17 protein-coding genes are annotated in these 18371 nt (G+C 61.1%); 8 read left to right on the top strand and 9 right to left on the bottom strand.

Features of this window, described 5'->3' with window-relative positions:
• The first annotated feature begins 13 nt into the window (after positions 1 to 13).
• Positions 14 to 961 carry a sodium:calcium antiporter gene (locus tag O2N64_RS03400; protein WP_271078884.1) on the top strand — a complete coding sequence of 316 codons (948 nt, stop codon included), beginning with the start codon at positions 14 to 16 and terminating at the stop codon, positions 959 to 961.
• A gap of 137 nt (positions 962 to 1098) precedes the next feature.
• Positions 1099 to 1998: a TolB family protein gene (locus tag O2N64_RS03405; RefSeq protein ID WP_271078885.1), complete on the top strand. Its 900-nt coding sequence runs from the start codon at positions 1099 to 1101 to the stop codon at positions 1996 to 1998.
• A 4-nt stretch (positions 1999 to 2002) separates the two neighbouring features.
• On the opposite strand, the gene O2N64_RS03410 is transcribed toward O2N64_RS03405, so the two are convergent.
• On the bottom strand, positions 2003 to 2557 hold the full coding sequence (locus tag O2N64_RS03410; protein ID WP_271078886.1) for a hypothetical protein: 555 nt from the start codon (positions 2555 to 2557) through the stop codon (positions 2003 to 2005).
• Positions 2558 to 3035: 478 nt separating this feature from the next.
• Between O2N64_RS03410 and ctrA the strand changes: the two genes are divergently transcribed.
• A complete protein-coding gene (ctrA, locus tag O2N64_RS03415) occupies positions 3036 to 3731 on the top strand; it encodes a response regulator transcription factor CtrA (protein WP_271078887.1) in 696 nt (231 codons plus the stop codon).
• Positions 3732 to 3831: 100 nt separating this feature from the next.
• Here ctrA and O2N64_RS03420 read toward each other — a convergent pair whose 3' ends face one another.
• Positions 3832 to 5049: a mechanosensitive ion channel family protein gene (locus tag O2N64_RS03420; RefSeq protein ID WP_271078888.1), complete on the bottom strand. Its 1218-nt coding sequence runs from the start codon at positions 5047 to 5049 to the stop codon at positions 3832 to 3834.
• Positions 5050 to 5136: 87 nt separating this feature from the next.
• On the opposite strand from O2N64_RS03420, the gene trmB reads away from it, so the two are divergent.
• From trmB to O2N64_RS03435, 3 genes are all read left to right on the top strand, one after another.
• Positions 5137 to 5844: a tRNA (guanine(46)-N(7))-methyltransferase TrmB gene (gene trmB, locus O2N64_RS03425; protein ID WP_271078889.1), complete on the top strand. Its 708-nt coding sequence runs from the start codon at positions 5137 to 5139 to the stop codon at positions 5842 to 5844.
• 69 nt (positions 5845 to 5913) lie between these two features.
• A complete protein-coding gene (locus O2N64_RS03430; RefSeq protein ID WP_271078890.1) occupies positions 5914 to 6600 on the top strand; it encodes an SDR family NAD(P)-dependent oxidoreductase in 687 nt (228 codons plus the stop codon).
• 49 nt (positions 6601 to 6649) lie between these two features.
• A complete protein-coding gene (locus O2N64_RS03435; RefSeq protein ID WP_271078891.1) occupies positions 6650 to 8461 on the top strand; it encodes an SLC13 family permease in 1812 nt (603 codons plus the stop codon).
• 13 nt (positions 8462 to 8474) lie between these two features.
• On the opposite strand, the gene O2N64_RS03440 is transcribed toward O2N64_RS03435, so the two are convergent.
• On the bottom strand, positions 8475 to 10736 hold the full coding sequence (locus O2N64_RS03440; protein WP_271078892.1) for an NADP-dependent malic enzyme: 2262 nt from the start codon (positions 10734 to 10736) through the stop codon (positions 8475 to 8477).
• 128 nt (positions 10737 to 10864) lie between these two features.
• On the opposite strand from O2N64_RS03440, the gene mutS reads away from it, so the two are divergent.
• Positions 10865 to 13489: a DNA mismatch repair protein MutS gene (gene mutS / locus O2N64_RS03445; protein ID WP_271078893.1), complete on the top strand. Its 2625-nt coding sequence runs from the start codon at positions 10865 to 10867 to the stop codon at positions 13487 to 13489.
• Between the two features lie 4 nt (positions 13490 to 13493).
• Here the strand turns inward: mutS and O2N64_RS03450 are convergent, their stop codons facing one another.
• The 4 genes from O2N64_RS03450 to gluQRS all read right to left on the bottom strand — a co-directional run bounded on the left by O2N64_RS03450 (position 13494) and on the right by gluQRS (position 15580).
• Entirely contained in the window at positions 13494 to 13838 is a 345-nt protein-coding gene (locus O2N64_RS03450; RefSeq protein ID WP_271078894.1) for a hypothetical protein, read from the bottom strand.
• 65 nt (positions 13839 to 13903) lie between these two features.
• Positions 13904 to 14485, bottom strand: a complete 582-nt coding sequence (locus tag O2N64_RS03455; RefSeq protein WP_271078895.1) for a cob(I)yrinic acid a,c-diamide adenosyltransferase — start codon at positions 14483 to 14485, stop codon at positions 13904 to 13906.
• A 25-nt stretch (positions 14486 to 14510) separates the two neighbouring features.
• A complete protein-coding gene (locus O2N64_RS03460) occupies positions 14511 to 14738 on the bottom strand; it encodes a hypothetical protein (RefSeq protein ID WP_271078896.1) in 228 nt (75 codons plus the stop codon).
• Positions 14735 to 15580, bottom strand: coding sequence for a tRNA glutamyl-Q(34) synthetase GluQRS (gene gluQRS, locus O2N64_RS03465; protein ID WP_271079594.1), 846 nt, complete (start codon positions 15578 to 15580; stop codon positions 14735 to 14737). Before gluQRS ends, O2N64_RS03460 begins: the two co-directional genes overlap by 4 nt.
• Before the next feature lie 127 nt (positions 15581 to 15707).
• On the opposite strand from gluQRS, the gene O2N64_RS03470 reads away from it, so the two are divergent.
• Positions 15708 to 16316 (top strand): HNH endonuclease, encoded by a 609-nt coding sequence (locus O2N64_RS03470; protein WP_271078897.1) that lies wholly within the window; start codon positions 15708 to 15710, stop codon positions 16314 to 16316.
• 16 nt (positions 16317 to 16332) lie between these two features.
• Here the strand turns inward: O2N64_RS03470 and O2N64_RS03475 are convergent, their stop codons facing one another.
• Both O2N64_RS03475 and O2N64_RS03480 read right to left on the bottom strand, forming a co-directional pair.
• Entirely contained in the window at positions 16333 to 16794 is a 462-nt protein-coding gene (locus O2N64_RS03475) for a DUF4112 domain-containing protein (RefSeq protein ID WP_442866741.1), read from the bottom strand.
• Positions 16795 to 16815: 21 nt separating this feature from the next.
• The gene (locus tag O2N64_RS03480) at positions 16816 to 18309 is read right to left on the bottom strand and encodes an ABC transporter substrate-binding protein (RefSeq protein ID WP_271078898.1); all 1494 of its coding nucleotides are present in this window, start codon (positions 18307 to 18309) and stop codon (positions 16816 to 16818) included.
• Positions 18310 to 18371 lie beyond the last annotated feature (62 nt).

Below are 18371 nucleotides of genomic sequence, written 5' to 3' on the forward strand. Positions count from 1 at the left end.
ATTCGGCAGCAAAATGTCCGGCTATGCCGATACCATCGCCGACCGCACGAAATTCGGTGAGGCGCTTGTCGGATCGGTATTGCTCGGCGCTGGCACGAGCATAGCTGGCATTGTCACATCGACAAGTACCGCTGCATCTGGGGCAGCCGATCTCGCTATCACCAACGCGCTGGGCGGGATTGCTGCGCAAACGATGTTTCTTGCCTTGGCGGACGTGGCGTATCGGAAGGTCAATCTGGAGCATGCCGCTGCCAGCGCAGTCAATCTTGGCCAAGCAACGGTGCTGATAATCCTGATCGCCCTGCCGATACTGGCGTGGGCCACGCCCGATTTCACTATCTGGGCGATAAACCCGCTGACGCCCATCCTGGTCGGGGTCTATCTTCTTGGCCTGTATAACGCTCACAAGATTCATCGGCGACCGATGTGGTTCCCGCGTTCGACCAAGGACACCCGCAGCGAAGACGACGACGAGTGCGAAGACATGCGATCGCTGTGGCTTATCGGAACATTGTTTGGAGCGTTTACAATCATTGTAGGCTTGTCCGGCTGGATTGTCGGCATGACCGGTCTCGAGCTTTCGGGCCGATTGGGCATATCGCAAGGCGTCGTCGGCGCGCTTGGCACGGCCGTCATCACATCGCTTCCAGAGCTTGTCACTACAATTGCAGCAGTCAGGCGAGGCGCGCTGCAACTGGCCATCGGCGGCATCATCGGCGGCAATATGTTCGATGCACTGTTTATCGCCTCGAGCGACATCGCCTATCGTGAGGGCTCGATTTACCATGCAGTGTCTGAGCGCGCGATCTTCTGGATGGCGCTGGTCCTGTTGATGACAGCGGTCTTGCTGATCGGCTTGCTGAGGCGGCAGAAACAGGGGCCTGCGGGCATCGGGTGGGAAAGCGTTATTTTGCTCGTATTGTGGGGCGGCGGTGCGACGCTGCAGGCCACTCTGGGCTAAGGGGACTTCGCAGGGTGAAACGCGAATAAGCGTCTCCCCAATGGCCTTTTCCACGCAACGTTCGTAGCGGCGCGAATGACACTACAGTTTACGATGAGGACGCTCGTGTTAAGCTTGGCCCAAATCTAGGAGAGTCCATGAAGCAGCACCGCCCGACCCTGACGATACTCGCCACCCTCGCGCTCGCCACCCCCGCGATCGCGCAGGACGCGCCTGAGCCGCAGCCGGATATCTTCCTTTTCGCCTACGATGCCTCCGCCTCGGATGACGCACTCTCGAACGGCATCAACACCACCAATCGCCCCACGCTCTATGACAACCAGCCGTTCTTCACGGCGGGCGGCGACACTTTCGTCTATTCGCGCAGCGATGGCGCGCAGACCGATGTGTGGGAGTATGACATTGCCTCCGGCGAGCACACGCAGATCACCCGCACGCCGGAGAGCGAATATTCGCCCACGCCCTCGCCGGACAATCGCACGATCTCTGTCGTGTTCGAGCGCAACCGCTCGATCTGGCAGGTGGACCGCGCCGATCCGGGCAACCCCTCATGGCTGCTCGAAACAGCAGGGGTGGACGAGCCGGTCGGCTATTTCGCGCGCAATCATGCGAGCGACGATGTGCTGTTCTGGTCGCGCTATGGCTTCAACGTCGCGCTCAGCCATGCTGGCGAGCCGCGCTATCACTTCGTCAGCGGCCATGCCGTGCCCGCCTCTCCCCATTTGATCCCGGGCACTGCCGAGTTCAGCTTCGTGCACCGGCAGACCAATGAGGAGGTGTGGATCAAGGCGGTCGATCCCCAAACCCGCGCCGTGCGCCCGATCACGCCGATTGCCGGGACCAATGCCAATCACACCTGGGCGCCCGATGGATCGATCCTGCAGATCGAAGGCACGCAGCTGCACCGCTGGCGCGAAGGGGCCGCAGGCTGGGAAGTCATCGCCGACCTTGCCGATCACGGCCTCGCCAGCGCCACCCGTGTCGCGGTGAGCCCCGATGGCTCGCGCGTCGCGGTTGTGGGGATCGCGGCCGAGTAGCGCGTTAACTGGGCGGGTCGATCCGGTAGGTTACCGAATTCGGTCCGGCATTCGCGGTGCCCCATGCCACCGAAATCTCCATGCCCTCTTCCGTTTCCATCAGCGGTTTGAACTCGCCGGGTTCGGGAGGCATGTATTGGTTGGCGGTGCGCAAAGACTGGCGCTCGGTACCGAACGCCATGCGCTCTTCCTCAGTATCGATACCGGCCATGCGCTGCATCAGCTCCAGAATCTCTTCGTAGGCGAGCGGGTGATTGTGATTGGCCATTTCGAAAATGACCGTGCCGGGTGCCGCCTCGGCATTTCCGCCAGTGATGAAAGTAACACCGTACGGCTCCTCGGAGGAAATCTGCCCGATGCACACGACAGCCTCTGCCCCGGCAAACTCCCCGGCGCTTCCGGTTTGCTCTTCAAAACTTCGATTGCAGCCGCGGGCTTCGCTCCGGAATGATTCGAGCGCGGCCATCTGTTCATCCACGCTCGGAGCAGCCGGCCCGCTGCATCCCGCCAGCAAAGCCGAGCCCCCGATTGCCGTCGCTACCATCGCATATGTGCGCATTCATTCCCCCTGTCTTGTGCTGTGCCCCTGTTGAGACGCACAATCTTGCAAAACGGATTTGCGCTGGCAAGGGGCGCGGGTGCCGAAACGCTGTATGAAAACAGGCCTTTCCTACAGCTTTGGCGCGCGCCTAGCTTCGCTTCGCCCTCATTCATGCCGGGGGCAGGCTCTTGATAATCGTCGGCACCCCATCCTCCCCGCCCGGAGATATTACATGGCCCCATCCGGCATGTATTAATTCAACGAAACCGCGTTTCCGCCGCATCGTCACGCTGCGAATCGTCGCAAAGCCCTAATCCTTGAATTGCGCCAAACCGGCAGAAATTAACGGCTTTTGGCCTGTTACCCGAAAGACTCACCGAGAAAGTGTTAACGCCGGAAACAAATTATTTACCTTTTTTGGTGAGAAGTGCCGTGGTTAATTCATGGCAACACCTCCTACCGGGGGGTTACCAACGGGGACACAAGGGGACCCAAAATGCGCGTTCTGTTGATTGAAGACGAGCCGACAACGGCAAAAGCAATCGAGCTGATGCTCACCACCGAAGGCTTCAATGTCTATTCGACCGATCTGGGCGAGGAAGGCCTCGATCTGGGCAAGCTGTATGATTACGACATCATCCTGCTCGACCTGAACCTGCCGGACATGCACGGCTATGATGTGCTGAAGAAGCTGCGCGTCGCCAAGGTGCAGACGCCGGTTCTGATCCTTTCCGGCATTGCCGAAATGGACAGCAAGATCCGCTCCTTCGGCTTCGGTGCCGACGATTACGTGACCAAGCCCTTCCACCGCGATGAGCTGGTTGCCCGCATTCACGCTGTTGTGCGTCGTTCGAAGGGCCACAGCCAGTCGATCATCCGCACCGGCAAGCTGGCCGTGAACCTCGATGCCAAGACTGTCGAAGTCGATGGTGCCCGCGTCCACCTGACCGGCAAGGAATATGCGATGCTCGAGCTGCTTTCGCTGCGCAAGGGCACGACGCTGACCAAGGAAATGTTCCTCAACCACCTCTACGGCGGCATGGACGAGCCAGAGCTCAAGATCATCGACGTGTTCATCTGCAAGCTGCGCAAGAAGCTCTCCAGCGCATGCGGCGGTGAGAATTACATCGAGACGGTTTGGGGCCGCGGCTATGTTCTGCGCGATCCCGACGCCGAGCAGGAAGCTGCCTGAGAATAAAAACGCCCGCTTGAACCCCGGGCCGCGAAGACCCGTTTTCGAATGGGGGGTACCCGAGAAAGCCCCGGCAGCGAGATCCGCTTCCGGGGTTTTCCTATTCCGTAGTCACCCGCAACTGGCCCAGATCGAGCCCGCTCGGCTGCTGATACAAGCGCAGTCCGAATTCCGGCAGGATCGCCAACAAGTGATCGAAGACATCGGCCTGGATGCGCTCATACTCGGCCCACTCGGTGGTGCCGGTGAAGCAGTAGATTTCGAGCGGCAGGCCTTGCGGAGTCGGCTCCAACTGGCGGACAAGCAGGGTGAAGGCTTCGGTCGAAAGTTCCGGGTGGGCCTTTAAGTAAGCGATTACATAAGCGCGGAAGGTGCCGATATTGGTAATGCGGCGCGCGTTGACCGGATTGGTGTCACCCGCCAATTCGCGTGCATTCCATTCGCGCAGCTCGGCATCTTTCGCGCCGAGATAGTCTGACAGCAGGCGGAAGCGGCGCAGGCCCTGCACTTCTTCATCCGACAGGAAGCGCACGGAATTCTGGTCGAGAGGCAGCGATCGCTTGATCCGGCGCCCACCAGCTTCGGCCATGCCGCGCCAGTTGCGGAAACTGTCGGCGATCAGGCGATAGGTGGGGATGTTGACGATGGTCTTGTCGAAATTCTGCACTTTCACCGTGTGCAGCGCGATATCGATCACATCGCCATCGGCATTCATGCCCGGCACCTCAATCCAGTCGCCGACGCGGAGCATGTCGTTGCTCGAGAGCTGTACGCTGGCGACGAGCGAGAGGATGGTGTCCTTGAACACCAGCAGCAGCACGGCAGCCATTGCGCCAAGGCCGGACAGCAGCAGCAGCGGTGATTGTTCGATCAGCGCGGCAATCGCGAGGATCGCAGCCGCGCAGTAGACGACGATCTTGATGACCTGAATATAGCCCTTGATCGGCTTGTTCCGGGCTTGCGGCGTCCGATTGTAGATCTCGTTGACGTAATCGAGGCCTTTGCTGATCGCCATCGCGACACTCAGGATAATGCTGGCCATCGCCACATTCTCGATGAGCTGACGAACTTCCTCTGGCAGATGCGGCACCTGGTAAATACCGCGAGCAATCAGCAACAGGGGAGCGACAGTCGCCAGCCGTGCTGCAGCCTTGTCCGCCGTCAGTGTGCGGGTGTCGAGGAAAGGGGCCGCAAGGCGCAGCAGCACTTTCTTCAGCAGGAAATTCACCACCAGCGCAGCCACCGCCAACAGGATCAGCCCGATGAGCGATTGCGCCCAGAGGGGCTGGGCTTCGAAAAATGCGAGTGCCTGTTCCATATCGCGCGCGACCTAGGGGCTGGCCTGCCGCTCCACAACCCCCACCAAGTCTGGACAGGGCGCAGCCGCCGCATTAGCGGGGCGGCCATGTCTGCATTCAAAGAAGGCGATCCGACGACACTCAACCGGCTGTACGGGCGCAGCCAGGGCAAGCCGCTGCGCGCAGGACAGCAGGAGCTGGTAGACAGTTTGCTGCCGCGCATTTCACCGCCGGCGGAAGGTGAAGTGACTGCGAAATCGCTCTTCGGCGAGGATATCCCCCTGCATTTCGAAATCGGTTTCGGCGGGGGAGAGCATCTCGCCTACCGCGCGGACCTGTTGCCAAATCACGGCTTTATCGGCGCCGAACCTTTTCTTAACGGAGTTGCGCAGGCGCTCACCCATGTGCGCGACCAGAACCTCGGCAATGTGCGCATTTTTCATGGCGATGCACTCGATGTACTCAGCCGCATTCCCGATGGCGCGCTGACGATGCTCTACCTGCTGCATCCCGACCCGTGGCCAAAGAACAAGCATGCCAAGCGCCGCATGATGAACGATGGCCCGGTACAGATGATTGCCGACAAGTTGAAACCTGGCGGTGAATTCCGCTTCGGCACCGATCACCCAGTATATGTCCGCCATGCGCTGATGGTGATGCGGCGGTTTACCGATCAGTTCGAATGGGTGATCGAAGGCCCCGACAATTTCCGCAACCGCCCGTCGGGCTGGCCGGAGACGCGCTACGAGCACAAGGCGCGCAACACCTACGGCCACGAAGTCTGGTATTTCCGCTTTCGTCGTACAGACAAATAATCACGCAGCTGTTGGCGGAACCACCGCCGCGCTGGCTCGCTGATGGATGAAAGCATCAGGAGCAATCGCATGAGTGACAAGACAGCAATCATCATCGGCGCGTCGCGCGGCATCGGCCTTGGTTTCGCCAAGCATCTCGTGGATCGCGGCTATCGTGTAATCGCGACAGAGCGCAGCCGCAGCGACGATCTTCACGCTGCCGCCGAGGCGAGCGACGGCGCGATCACAATTGCCAATTGCGATGTCACCGATATGGCGAGCGTGAAAGCGCTCGGCGATCATGTCGAAGCGGGCGCTCTCGATCTTCTCATCATGAACGCTGGCATCATGGGCGAGCGCCCGCAACCGCTCGATGCGCTGACGCGCGAGAATGTGGCGGACATCGTCCACACCAATGCCACCGCTCCGATCCAGGCCGCGCTCACGCTGCTGCCCCAGCTGAAAGAGGGCGGCACGATTGCTATGCTCACCAGCAAGATGGGCTCGATCGACGATTCATCGGGCGGCGTGAACCTCTACCGCGTGTCCAAGGCGGCGCAGAACATCTTCGCCCGCTCGCTATTCGAAGAGCATGCCAAGGATCGCGGCGTTGGCGTATTGTCGCTCCATCCCGGCTGGGTACAGACGGACATGGGCGGGCCGAACGCGCTGATCGATGTCGATACCAGCGTAAGCGGCATGCTCGATGTGATCGAAAGCGAGAGCGAGCCGCGCCATGTATTTCTGGCCTATGATGGATCGCCTGTGCCCTGGTAATAGCGAATCCGTTGGACAGGGTCTGTAATATGCCCGAAACGGCGGGCATATGATCCTTGCGGGCTCAACCGACATTCTAAGCGAATACTCGGCCTATATCGGCTTGGGCTTGCTCATCGCGCTATTCGTCGCCTTCGCAATGGAGCGCAGACCTCCGGTCGTCATTTCCATCATCGGTGCCGGAGCCATGGTGTTGCTCGGCTTCCTGCCCAGGGACGAGATGCTCGGCGTCTTCGGAAATTCTGCGCCTATCACGATCGCCGCCATGTTCATTCTGTCCGGCGCGCTCCTGCGGACGGGCGCTCTGGAAGCGGTTTCCGGATGGGTGATCGCGCGGACATTGCGCAAGCCGAAACTCGCTTTGGGAGAGATCGCTGCAGGTACGGTCGCCGCATCCGCCTTCATGAACAACACGCCCGTCGTGATTGTGATGATACCCATCGTGAAGCGATTGGCACGCGTGCTGCAGGTCGCCGCGACGCGGCTGCTGATACCGGTCAGCTACCTTTCCATCCTCGGCGGCACTCTCACGCTCATCGGAACGTCCACAAACCTTCTGGTCGATGGGGTCGCGCAGGATGCCGGGCTGGAGCCGTTCGGCATTTTCGAAATTACGATGGCTGGCGCCGCCGGTGCGACGGCGGGGATCGTCATGCTGCTGATCCTCGGCCCGATCCTGTTGCCCAATCGCGTTCCGCGTGCAGAGGATGGCGAGAGCGAGAGCGATGTCTATCTCTCCCACCTGACAGTCGCCCCGGAGAGCCGGTTGCGCGGACGTGCTATTGCCGACACGCAACTTGGTCGCAGGCCAGGACTGAAGTTCCTCGCCTACCAGTCGGGCCGCGAATTGGACCGCAACGATGTCGAGCAAAGGGAATTGGTAGAAGGCGACCAGTATGTCGTCTCTGCATCGCCGCAAGAGCTCGCCTCGCTTGCGGAAGCGCTCGATTTCCGCACCGGTCTTGTCGGCTTGGGCGGCGGTGTCGCCACGCGCCGGGACCAGCGGCCCGAAGACTTGCGTATCGTCGAAGCGGTAGTTTCAGCTACCCATCCCATCGTGGGGCGCAGGCTGGCCGAGATCCCCCTGCTCTCACGCCTGCAAGTTCGCGTGCTCGGCATCTCGCGACCCCGCCACTTGCCAGGTCCCTCGCTCGCCGAAGTGCGGGTGCGCGCGGGTGATCGTCTGCTGATCGCTGCGACGGAAGATGCCGCGGCGACCCTTCAAGCGAATGTGCAGCTCACGAATGTCACCGAAAGCGGCATTCGTTCGTTCCGCCGCGACAAGGCTCCGATCGCGCTCGCGACCATCGCAGCCGTGGTCATCGGAGCCGCTGCTTTCGGATTTCCAATCGAGATAATGGCGATACTCGGCGTGGCCCTGGTCCTGCTGACGCGCTGCCTCGAACCCGACGAAGCCTGGGCCAGTCTTGACGGGAGCACACTGGTGCTCATTTTCGCCATGCTGGCATTCGGCAGGGGGCTGGAAAATGCGGGCACCATGGAGCTGGTCGTCGATACGTTATCGCCGCTGATGATCGGCGGATCGGCTCTCCTTATGCTGGCGACCATCTACGCAATAACCTCGGTGATGACGGAACTCGTCACCAACAATGCCATCGCGGTGATCATGACACCCATCGCCATCGGCCTCGCCACCGCTGCCGGGATCGATCCAAGGCCGATGGTGATCGCGGTGATGCTGGGTGCAAGCGCCAGCTTCGCCACGCCCATCGGATACCAGACCAACACCCTTGTTTATGGCGCAGCCAATTATCGCTTCACGGACTTCCTGAAAGTTGGCGTCCCGATGAACATCGCGGTCGGGATAGCCGTTTGCACGGCTATCACCTGGTTTTACTGACCGAAGCCTCCGATTATCCCACGACACCGGCGCTTGCGAGCACCGCCAGCGTAAGCACTTCAGGCGCGATCGCAGTCATCGGGGCGATCTGCACTGGCTTTTCCATGCCGATCTGAACCGGACCGATGGTGGCATCGCCCGACAATTCGCGCAGCAGCTTTGCCGAGAGATTGGCGCTCTGTAGGCCAGGCATGATCAGCACATTGGCAGGACCGGACAGGCGGCTGAACGGGTACAGCGCCATCACCTTGGGGTTTAGCGCAGCATCGGGTGCGACTTCGCCTTCGTACTCGAAGCCCGGATCCTCGGCATCGAGAATGGCCACTGCATCGCGGATATTGCCGAGCCACTGGCCTGCCGGATTGCCGAAGGTGGAATAGGACATGAAGGCGACGCGCGGCTCATGACCCATGCGGCGCGCAACAGCGGCGGTTTCCTTGGCGATATAGGCGAGCTGTTCGGCGCTGGGCCGTTCATTGATCGTCGTATCGGCGAGGAAAGTCGTGTGGTTCTTCCCCACCACCATGTGGATGCCGAACGGCGTTGCATCGGGCTTGGGATCGAGAACGCGGGCCACTTCTCGCGCGGTCTGGCTGAATGTCCGGGTGAGGCCGGAAATCATGCCATCGCCCTTGCCCGTTGCCACCAGCAACGCTGCAAAGACGTTACGTTCCTGATTGACCATGCGGCGCACATCACGCTCGGTATATCCGCGTCGCTGCAACCGCTTGTAGAGATACTCCACCATCGGCTCGATATCTTCATAATTCGCCGAATTGGCGATTTCGAACTCTTCGGGATTGTCGACCGACAGCTCGCGCAGCTTTTCCAGCACCTTCTCGGTCCGGCCGACGAGGATGGGCTCGCCATAACCGAAATCGCGGAACTGGATCGCAGCACGCAGCGCCACATCCTCTTCCGCCTCGGCAAACACCATGCGTTTCGGATTGGCCTTGGCGTCCTCATAAACGCGGGTGAGCGCGGAGGATGTCGGATTGAGGCGCGAGCGCAGGCGCAGCGTGTATTCGTCGAAATCCTCGATCGGGTCCTGGGCAACGCCGGAGTCCATCGCCGCCTTGGCGACCGCGCAGGAAACGCGCTCCATCAGGCGCGGATCGAAAGGCGCAGGAATGATATATTCGGTGCCGAATTTGTGGTCGATACCGTAGGCGGCGGCCACTTCGTCAGGAACACGCTCGCGAGCCAGCTCGGCAATGGCGCGGGCGGCGGCGACTTTCATTTCCTCATTGATCGCAGTCGCCCGCACATCGAGCGCGCCGCGGAAGATGAAGGGGAAACCCAGGACATTGTTGACCTGGTTGGGGAAGTCGCTCCGACCGGTCGCGATGATCGCATCGGGGCGCACGCGCTTTGCTTCATCGGGCATGATTTCTGGCACCGGATTGGCCATGGCAAAGATGATCGGGTTTTCCGCCATCTTCTCCACCCATTCAGGCTTAAGAGCCCCAGCTGCCGACAGGCCGAGGAAAATGTCCGCGCCTTCCAGCGCTTCTTCCAGCGAGCGGTGCGGCGTTTCGACCGCATGCGCGCTTTTCCACTGATCGACATTATCGCGGCCCGGGTAAATCGGGCCGGAGCGATCGCACACGATCACATTTTCATGTGGAATGCCGACCGATTTGATGAGCGCAGTGCAGGCCAGTGCAGAAGCACCTGCGCCGTTCACCACCATCTTGCAGTCTTTCAGCTCTCGCCCGGTCAAATGGCAGGCATTGATGAGGCCGGCCGCAGCGATGATAGCGGTGCCGTGCTGGTCATCATGCATGATCGGAATATTCATCCGCTCACGCAGGGCCTGCTCGATAATGAAGCATTCGGGCGCGGCGATGTCTTCCAGATTGATGCCGCCGAAGCTCGGCTCCATCAGCGCGACCGCTTCGATGAACTTGTCCGGGTCTTCGGTGTCGAGCTCGATATCGATGGAATCGACGTCGGCGAAGCGCTTGAACAGCACCGCCTTGCCTTCCATTACCGGCTTGGAAGCCAGCGCGCCGAGATTGCCAAGGCCGAGGATGGCAGTGCCGTTTGAAATCACCGCAACAAGGTTGGAGCGCGCGGTATATTTCGCGGCGAGCGAGGGATCGCGGGCGATCTCTTCAACCGGCGCAGCAACGCCGGGAGAATAGGCTAGGCTCAGATCGCGCTGCGTCGTCATCGGCTTGGACGCGATGATCTCGATCTTACCGGGGCGGATGGTCTCGTGATAGAAAAGCGCTTCGCGAGTGGTGAAGCTGGTGTTCTCTTTTTCGTCCAAGACTCATTCTCCTCTATTGCGGCCCCGCATAGAAGGAGTTGGGCCAAAGCGATAGGGGCTTGGCAGGGGAAAGTTTTGCGCCCCGCCCTTTCCGAATCATCGCGAACCCCGCTAGCGGTGGGGGCCAGATGGCCGGTTCCGCAACACCCATGATGCAGCAATATTTCGACCTCAAGGCCGAGGCCGGGGACTGCCTGCTGTTCTACCGCATGGGCGACTTTTTCGAGCTGTTTTTCGACGATGCGAAAGAGGCGGCAGGCGTGCTGGATATCGCCCTCACCACGCGCGGTGAAAACAATGGCGAGCCCGTGCCCATGTGCGGCGTGCCGGTGCATTCAGCGGAAGGCTATCTCGCGCGGCTGATTAAGGCTGGATGCCGCGTCGCCATTGCCGAGCAGATCGAAACGCCCGACGAAGCCAAGGCGCGCGCCAAGCGAGAGGGCACGCCGAGTTCGAAAGCGCTGGTGAAGCGCGACATCGTTCGTTTTGTGACGGCGGGCACGCTGACCGAGGAATCGCTGCTCGAACCACGGCGGTCGAATGTTCTTGCAGCATTGTGCGAAATGCGTGCCACAATCGGTGTGGCATCGTGCGATATTTCGACTGGTACGATGCTGCTGGAGGAATGCGGAGCAGAGCGTATCGGTGCGGTGCTCGCGCGGATCGGCGCGAGCGAAATTGTCGTGCCCGACGACTGGAGCGATGCACCTGCAGATGCGGTAATCCGTCCGCGCGGCGATTTCGCCAGCGATGCGGGTGAGGCATCTCTCAAGAAAGTGCACGGCGTCGCAACGCTCGACGGGTTTGGCCAGTTCAGCCGGCCCATGCTGGCGGCGGCCGGCGGGCTGATCGCCTATCTCGACCATGCCGGTCGCGGGACCCTGCCCTTGCTGCTGCCACCGCAGGCGCGCCAGTCGGGTGAGCACATGGCGATGGACGAGGCAACGCGCGCCAGCCTGGAAATTCTCGCCAGCCAGCAGGGCGGCCGCAGCCATTCGCTCATCGCGGCGATCGATCGCTGCGTTACCGGTGCTGGCGCGCGGCTCCTGGCGGACGACCTTTCCGCGCCGCTCGCTGACAAAGGTGTGATCGAGGACCGGCTGGCTTTGGTCCATTACCTGCACGCCGATCCGCTGCTGCGCGCCGACCTTCGCGGGCTCTTGCGAGCCCTGCCGGATATCGGTCGTGCACTCGGTCGGCTGGTGGCGGGGCGCGGGAGTCCGCGCGATCTTGGCCAGATCCGCGATGGCCTGATCGAGGCACGGCGGGTGCACGATTTGCTGGCGAGCAAGCTGGACCGCCCTGCCCTGCTGAACGCACTGCTACCCGCGCTTACGGGTCATGCCGAACTGACCGATCTGCTCAGCCGCGCGCTGGTGCCCTCGCCGCCTACGGAACGCAGCAATGGCGGCTTTATCGCGAGCGAATATGATCATGCGCTCGATGATCTGCGCGAAGTTTCCGGCAATGCCCGCCGCGCGATTGCGGCGATGGAAGCGCGCTATCGTGAGGAAACCGATACGCCTTCGCTCAAGATCAAGCACAACGGCGTGCTCGGCTATTTCATCGAAGTGCCCGCCAAACATGCCGACAAGCTGATGTCGGCGGATAGCGGCTTCACCCACCGCCAGACGATGGCAAATGCGGTGCGTTTCAATTCGCTGACCCTGCACGAGGAAGCGGGGCGAATTGCCGAGGCCGGTGGCCGCGCGCTTGCTGCTGAAGAAGCGCACTTCGAAGATTTGACGAGCCATCTTGCAAGCCGCCGCGAGCCTATCGCGCAAACGGCTGCTGCGCTCGCTCGGCTTGATGTATCGGCAGGGCAGGCCGAGCGGGCCAGCGAAGGCGAATGGTGCCGTCCCGATATCCTCGAAGAGCCTGTACTCAACATCGTAGCAGGACGCCACCCGGTGGTCGAAACCGCGCTGGCGCAGAGCGGCGATCGCTTTGTCGCAAATGATTGCGCGCTCAGCGAAAACGATCGGCTGTGGCTGGTCGGCGGCCCGAACATGGGCGGTAAGTCGACTTTCCTCAGGCAGAATGCGCTGATTATCCTCATGGCGCAGGCGGGCGGTTTCGTTCCTGCCAAGGCTGCACGGATCGGGCTTGTCGACCAGCTTTTCAGCCGCGTTGGCGCTGCAGACAATCTCGCGCGCGGGCGCTCCACATTCATGGTCGAAATGGTTGAAACCGCCGCGATCCTCAGCCAGGCGAGCGAGCGCAGTTTCGTTATATTGGACGAGGTCGGACGCGGCACCTCCACCTATGATGGCCTTGCGCTGGCTTGGGCGGTGGCCGAAGCCATCCATGAAACGAACAGAAGCCGCTGCCTCTTCGCGACGCACTATCATGAAATGGCGCGGCTGGCGGAGACCTGCGAAGCGCTGAGCCTGCATCATGTGCGCGCCAAGGAGTGGAAGGGCGATCTCGTCCTGCTTCACGAATTGGCCAAAGGCGCGGCAGACCGCTCTTACGGACTTGCGGTAGCGAAGCTTGCCGGCGTACCCGCGCCCGTGGTGAAGCGCGCGCGCGGCGTGCTCGACCGGCTGGAGAAAAGCCGCAATGAAACGGGCGGTCTTGCGGCGGGTCTAGGCGAATTACCCCTCTTCGCAAACGCAATAGTGCCCGAGGAAGAATCCACGGACGCGCTGCGCGAGCGCCTCGACGCAATTGATGCCGACAGGCTCAGTCCGCGAGAGGCGCTCGATCTGTTATACGAGTTGAAACGTCTGTCAGAGCAATCCGACAGCTAGGTAATCAGGTGCCATCACCACGCAGGCCGTCGGGCTTTTTGTCCTTGCCGTATTTGTCGACGTTATCGTCATGGTTGGGTTCGCCAGCGTAGGCGTCCATGTCCACGCGGCCGGAGCTTTCCATGTCGCGCATGTGATCGACGGTGTCCTGCTTCGATGCGCCCTGCACCGCAATGGAATCGGTGACCTTGGTGCTCTCTGTCGGGCTCGCGGTTTTCGGTGAGAGATTTTGCGCCTGCTGAGACACTTCCTGTGCCTGCATGCGGTGATCATCCTGCTCATCATTATGTGTTTCGGGCGCAAGCTTTGCCTGGCGCGCTTCGGGGCTGTCGATTTTCTTGTCTGCCATGGTGCAATCTCCTTTGCCCAACCAACGGTCCAGGCAGCGGAGATGTTCCGGCTTTTCCGGCGCGCTCAGCGGTTGGCGCCGGGCGTCCACGTCACGTCTGCAGCGCCATTGTCATTCATCACGCGGCACAGCACGAAGAGATAGTCCGACAGGCGATTGATATAGGCGAGCGCCGCCGGATTAACCGGCTCAGCATCCGATAGGGCAGTCAGGCGGCGTTCGGCACGGCGAACGCAGGCGCGCGCCATGTGCAGGCGGGCAGACGCCTCGCTGCCGCCGGGCAGGATAAAGCTGCTGAGCGGCTCAAGATTCTCATTGAGCGCATCGATCCGCTTCTCGATCCATTCGGCTTGGGATGGGACCATCCGAAGCACCATTTCGGACGGCTCAAAATCCTCCCCGCCGACTTCACCCAACGGCGTGGCGAGATCAGCACCGAGGTCGAACATGTCGTTCTGAACGCGATGGACATCTGCGGCGTGATCGCCTTCCAATAAAACTGCAGCGTGGCCGATGGCGGAATTCGCCTCATCCACCGCGCCGACAGCTTCCATGCGCAGGGCATGTTTCGGCAGGCGCGAGCCGTCGACCAGCCCGGTGGTGCCATCATCGCCCGTGCGAGTGTAGATCTTGTTCAGCTTGACCATGCTTGCCCCCTTAAAGCGCGACCGGTCAGCTGTTGACCAGTAACAGGATCACCACGACCGCGATCGCAGCAGCCTGGTATTTGATCCGCGCGAACATCGCCTTGTTCTGTCGCATCTGCAGCTCTTGCGAATTGGCGCCGCCCTTTTCCAGATCGACCTTGGTGGTCTGCAAAAAGGCGATAACGCCGCGAACAAGCGACACCACGACCATGATGGATAGGAAGATAATGACGAGAGTCAGAAATGTGTTCATGTTATACCATGTGGGTAGCGTGACAGGGTTATGCCACCCGGCATTTGGCCCATACGCAGCATTTCCGCCAGCCTTTTGCCATCTTCCCCGCTGTTGCGCCGATCCGCCAGAGAAGGCGAGCCACGCCGCTTGGCGAGCTTCTGCCCGTCCGTATCGAGCAGCAGATTATGGTGATTCCAACGCTGCACCGGCAGATCGAGCAGCGCCTGTAGCAGTCGGTGAATATGGGTGGCGTGAAACAGATCCATGCCGCGTGTGACCAGAGTAACTCCGTCCGCTGCATCGTCCAGCGTGGCGGCGAGATGATAGCTAGCGGGCGCATCCTTGCGCACTAGCACGACGTCGCCAAACTCGCGCGGATCGGCACTTTGCTCGCCAGCAATCGCGTCCTCCCACACCAGCGGTCCCGCCCGCTCCATTGCCGCCAGGACGTCGAGCCGCATCGCCGCCGGTTTGTCGGGATCGAAATTGCGCCCCTTGCAAGTGCCGGGATAGACCAGACCCTGCGGCCCCATCCGAGGCTCAAGCGCCTCAATCTCGGCCCGTGTGCAGGTGCAGGGATAAAGCAGGCCCATGTCGACCAGCCGCGCTGCGGCCTGCTCATAACTCGCCAGCCGGGTGGATTGTGCGGGAACTTCCTCCCACTCCAGTCCCAGCCATTCTAGATCGGCGCGAAATTCGTCGGCCAGCTCGGGCCGCGAGCGCGCACCGTCGATATCCTCGATTCGCAGGAGGAAGCGACCACCCGCATCTCGCGCCAGATCATGCGACACAATGGCCGAATAGGCATGGCCGAGATGCAAAGAGCCATTGGGGCTTGGGGCGAAACGCGTGACGATCATAATGCTGCCCGTTGCCATGGCAGAAAGCTGCGCGTGTTCACAACCCTGTGGAAAGCCTGTCTGTAACAGTCTTGACGCTTTCCCGTGCAAATGCACAACTCAGGCCAATCACGGGAGGACACCCAAAGTGTTCAAAGCCGAATTGATGGAACGGGCCGCTGTGTTCCGCAGTGCGGAGGATGACCCCACTCGCAAGCTGGAAAGCTGCCCGGCGCTGGTCCTGAATGCGGACTATACTCCGCTATCCTACTATCCCCTCAGCCTCTGGCCGTGGCAGACCGCTATCAAGGCTGTTTTCCTGGAGCGCGTGGATATCGTCGCGACCTATGACCGCGCGGTGCATTCGCAATCGCTCGACATGAAAGTGCCCAGCGTCATTGCGCTCAGGCAATATGTGAAGCCCAACCAGTTTCCAGCTTTCACCCGTTTCAACCTTTTCCTGCGCGATCGCTTCGCCTGCCAGTATTGCGGGAGCGAGAAGGATCTGACCTACGACCACGTCGTGCCGCGCCGCCTTGGCGGCAAAACGACCTGGGAAAACATCGCCACCGCCTGCGCGCCCTGCAACATGAAGAAGGGTGGCCGTACTCCGCAGCAGGCCAATATGCGGCTGCAATACAAGCCGATCAAACCGACCAGCTGGCAATTGCAGCAGCAGGGCAAGAGCTTCCCGCCCAATTACCTTCACGAGACGTGGAGGGACTGGCTCTACTGGGATATCGAGCTGGAAGAGTGATCAGCGAGGGCTGCGCCTACTGATCGATCACCTTGGTTTCCGGGTGATGCTTGTCGAGATGCTTGCGTACAATCCGCAAGTTGCGGGTGTTGGAGCGGAACATGAAGTCGAACACGTCACCCACCAGCGGCACCGCGCCGACTGCGGTATCGAAGCCGACATTTGCGGCCATGCGCATCAGCTTCCACTTCGGCAGATTCAAATTGCGAGCTTCCCATACGATATAGGCGCCCATGCCCATCGCGATGATATCGCCGACCACGGGCACGAGGCCGATGATGGAATCGAGGCCGACGGGGCGATTGATGCCGGGAATGACGAAACTGCGTTCGAGCACCTGTTCCATCATTTCGATGCGGCGGCGGATCGAATGCACGTCCTTACCCATCGGCATGTCGAAATGCATCGCGCCGGGGCGCGCGGACTGGCCGTCAAACGGCTCCGGCTGCATCGGTACAGGCTTACGATCTTCGACCATCGAGAGGCTCCTTCCTGCCCTTTATCTGGGGATGCGCGCGAGCGGCGGCAAGGGATGGAAGGCATAGGCGTTGGATTCCAGCCCATCGACGCTGCCGCGCACAAGAGTCCAGCGCAGGGGAGAGCCGATGGGAATGTAAATATTCTCCAGCGTCAGCTCTGCCTCCGCTTGCGCCATCAGCGTGGCCCTTTGGGCCGGATCGACCTGAGCGGTCGCCTCTGCCACGAGCGCGTCCACCGCCTCGCTGCATAAACCGCGCAGCACCGTGCAGTTGAACTGGTTGAGAAACCAGCGCGGCGTGGGATAGCGGGCAATTCGGTCGATCAGCACGAGATCGGCTGCCGCCCGGCTATCGGCGCGAACCAGGCGGATATCGATCTCGGCGAATTGGCGCGCGAGATTATCGTACAGCAGATCCCAGCCATTATTGCGGCCCATGGCGATGCTGATCGTGTAGGGCTGAGCAAGGTACCCGTCATCGAATTGTTGCCGCCACGCCCGCACACGGGCGCTCGCCTCGCTCCGTCGCTCTGCCAGTATGATGTCCTGCCATCGCTCACTGACGAGACCGGGATCGCCAGGCAGGCCGGGAGAGACAGGGCGGGTTGTCGGGGTCAATCCGTCGACATTGAAATCCGCCAGCAGGCCCTCGCGATCGAGCGCCATGGCCAGGCCTTCGCGCACGCCCGAATTGCCGAGCAGCCCGTCATCGCTGCGCACCAAAAGACCGAAAAGGCCCACCGCCGCATCGATGCGCAATGTGCCGGAAGAAAGCGGGCCGGTCTCTACGAGCGGCAGGCTGCCGAGATCACCGCCAAGGACCAATTGCACTTCGCCTTCATCGAACATCGCGATGGCCTGCTGCGGCCCAGCCACGCGCACTTCAATATCCCGCACATAGTCCTGCCAGTTGTCGCTATCCGGCTCTCCGCGTTCGAGCGGCGGCTTGAACGCCAGCCGCGCGCCGTTTTCGGTCCGCTCGATCAGCAGCGGCCCCGTGCCATCGCCCGATTGGCGGATGGCAAGCTCTGGCTGGGCGAGCAATTGCAGGAGATAGGGCTCCGGGCTGCTCAAACGAATTTCGAGAACGCGCTCCGTCATCGCGCGAACGTCTTCAATGACAGACAAGTCTTGGCCGAGCGAAGTGCCTTCAAGCTGGCCGATCGTGGTCAGCAGGTCGGCGCGGACGGCTTGCGCGGTAAGCAGGCTGCCATCGGGCCGTTCGATATCGCGCAGACGAAAAAAGAAGCTGAGGCCATCTTCAGTGGGCACCCAGCGCTCCGCGAGCGATGGCACGACTTCGCCGCGCCGGTTCATCGCGACAAGGCCCGATTGGGTGGCTGCCCGAATGTGCTGTGCGCCCGCAGAAAGGCGCAGGCTATCAGCAAATACAGCATCTTCATCACCGATCAGCGCGATATCGATGTCACCATCGTTTCCTACACCGCAACCGGCGAGCAGCAACAACGCCGTCCCCGCTGTAATTGTGTTTGAAAAGATTGTGCGCCGGCCCATCGATTAATCGAATAGGGCGCGAGCGACGTAGCTTCAACCGAAAGCGCGAGGCCCTCGGCAGC

Source organism: Aurantiacibacter sp. MUD61 (assembly GCF_027912455.1).
Taxonomy (GTDB): Bacteria; Pseudomonadota; Alphaproteobacteria; order Sphingomonadales; family Sphingomonadaceae; genus Alteraurantiacibacter.

Excerpts from the sequence above, each read along its gene's own strand:
- O2N64_RS03400 (WP_271078884.1), top strand. The coding sequence starts at position 14 with ATGTCCGGCTATGCCGATACCATCGCCGACCGCACGAAATTCGGTGAG.
- O2N64_RS03405 (WP_271078885.1), top strand. The coding sequence starts at position 1,099 with ATGAAGCAGCACCGCCCGACCCTGACGATACTCGCCACCCTCGCGCTC.
- O2N64_RS03410 (WP_271078886.1), bottom strand. The coding sequence starts at position 2,557 with ATGCGCACATATGCGATGGTAGCGACGGCAATCGGGGGCTCGGCTTTG.
- ctrA (WP_271078887.1), top strand. The coding sequence starts at position 3,036 with ATGCGCGTTCTGTTGATTGAAGACGAGCCGACAACGGCAAAAGCAATC.
- O2N64_RS03420 (WP_271078888.1), bottom strand. The coding sequence starts at position 5,049 with ATGGAACAGGCACTCGCATTTTTCGAAGCCCAGCCCCTCTGGGCGCAA.
- trmB (WP_271078889.1), top strand. The coding sequence starts at position 5,137 with ATGTCTGCATTCAAAGAAGGCGATCCGACGACACTCAACCGGCTGTAC.
- O2N64_RS03430 (WP_271078890.1), top strand. The coding sequence starts at position 5,914 with ATGAGTGACAAGACAGCAATCATCATCGGCGCGTCGCGCGGCATCGGC.
- O2N64_RS03435 (WP_271078891.1), top strand. The coding sequence starts at position 6,650 with ATGATCCTTGCGGGCTCAACCGACATTCTAAGCGAATACTCGGCCTAT.
- mutS (WP_271078893.1), top strand. The coding sequence starts at position 10,865 with ATGGCCGGTTCCGCAACACCCATGATGCAGCAATATTTCGACCTCAAG.
- O2N64_RS03450 (WP_271078894.1), bottom strand. The coding sequence starts at position 13,838 with ATGGCAGACAAGAAAATCGACAGCCCCGAAGCGCGCCAGGCAAAGCTT.
- O2N64_RS03455 (WP_271078895.1), bottom strand. The coding sequence starts at position 14,485 with ATGGTCAAGCTGAACAAGATCTACACTCGCACGGGCGATGATGGCACC.
- O2N64_RS03460 (WP_271078896.1), bottom strand. The coding sequence starts at position 14,738 with ATGAACACATTTCTGACTCTCGTCATTATCTTCCTATCCATCATGGTC.
- gluQRS (WP_271079594.1), bottom strand. The coding sequence starts at position 15,580 with ATGATCGTCACGCGTTTCGCCCCAAGCCCCAATGGCTCTTTGCATCTC.
- O2N64_RS03475 (WP_442866741.1), bottom strand. The coding sequence starts at position 16,794 with ATGGTCGAAGATCGTAAGCCTGTACCGATGCAGCCGGAGCCGTTTGAC.
- O2N64_RS03480 (WP_271078898.1), bottom strand. The coding sequence starts at position 18,309 with ATGGGCCGGCGCACAATCTTTTCAAACACAATTACAGCGGGGACGGCG.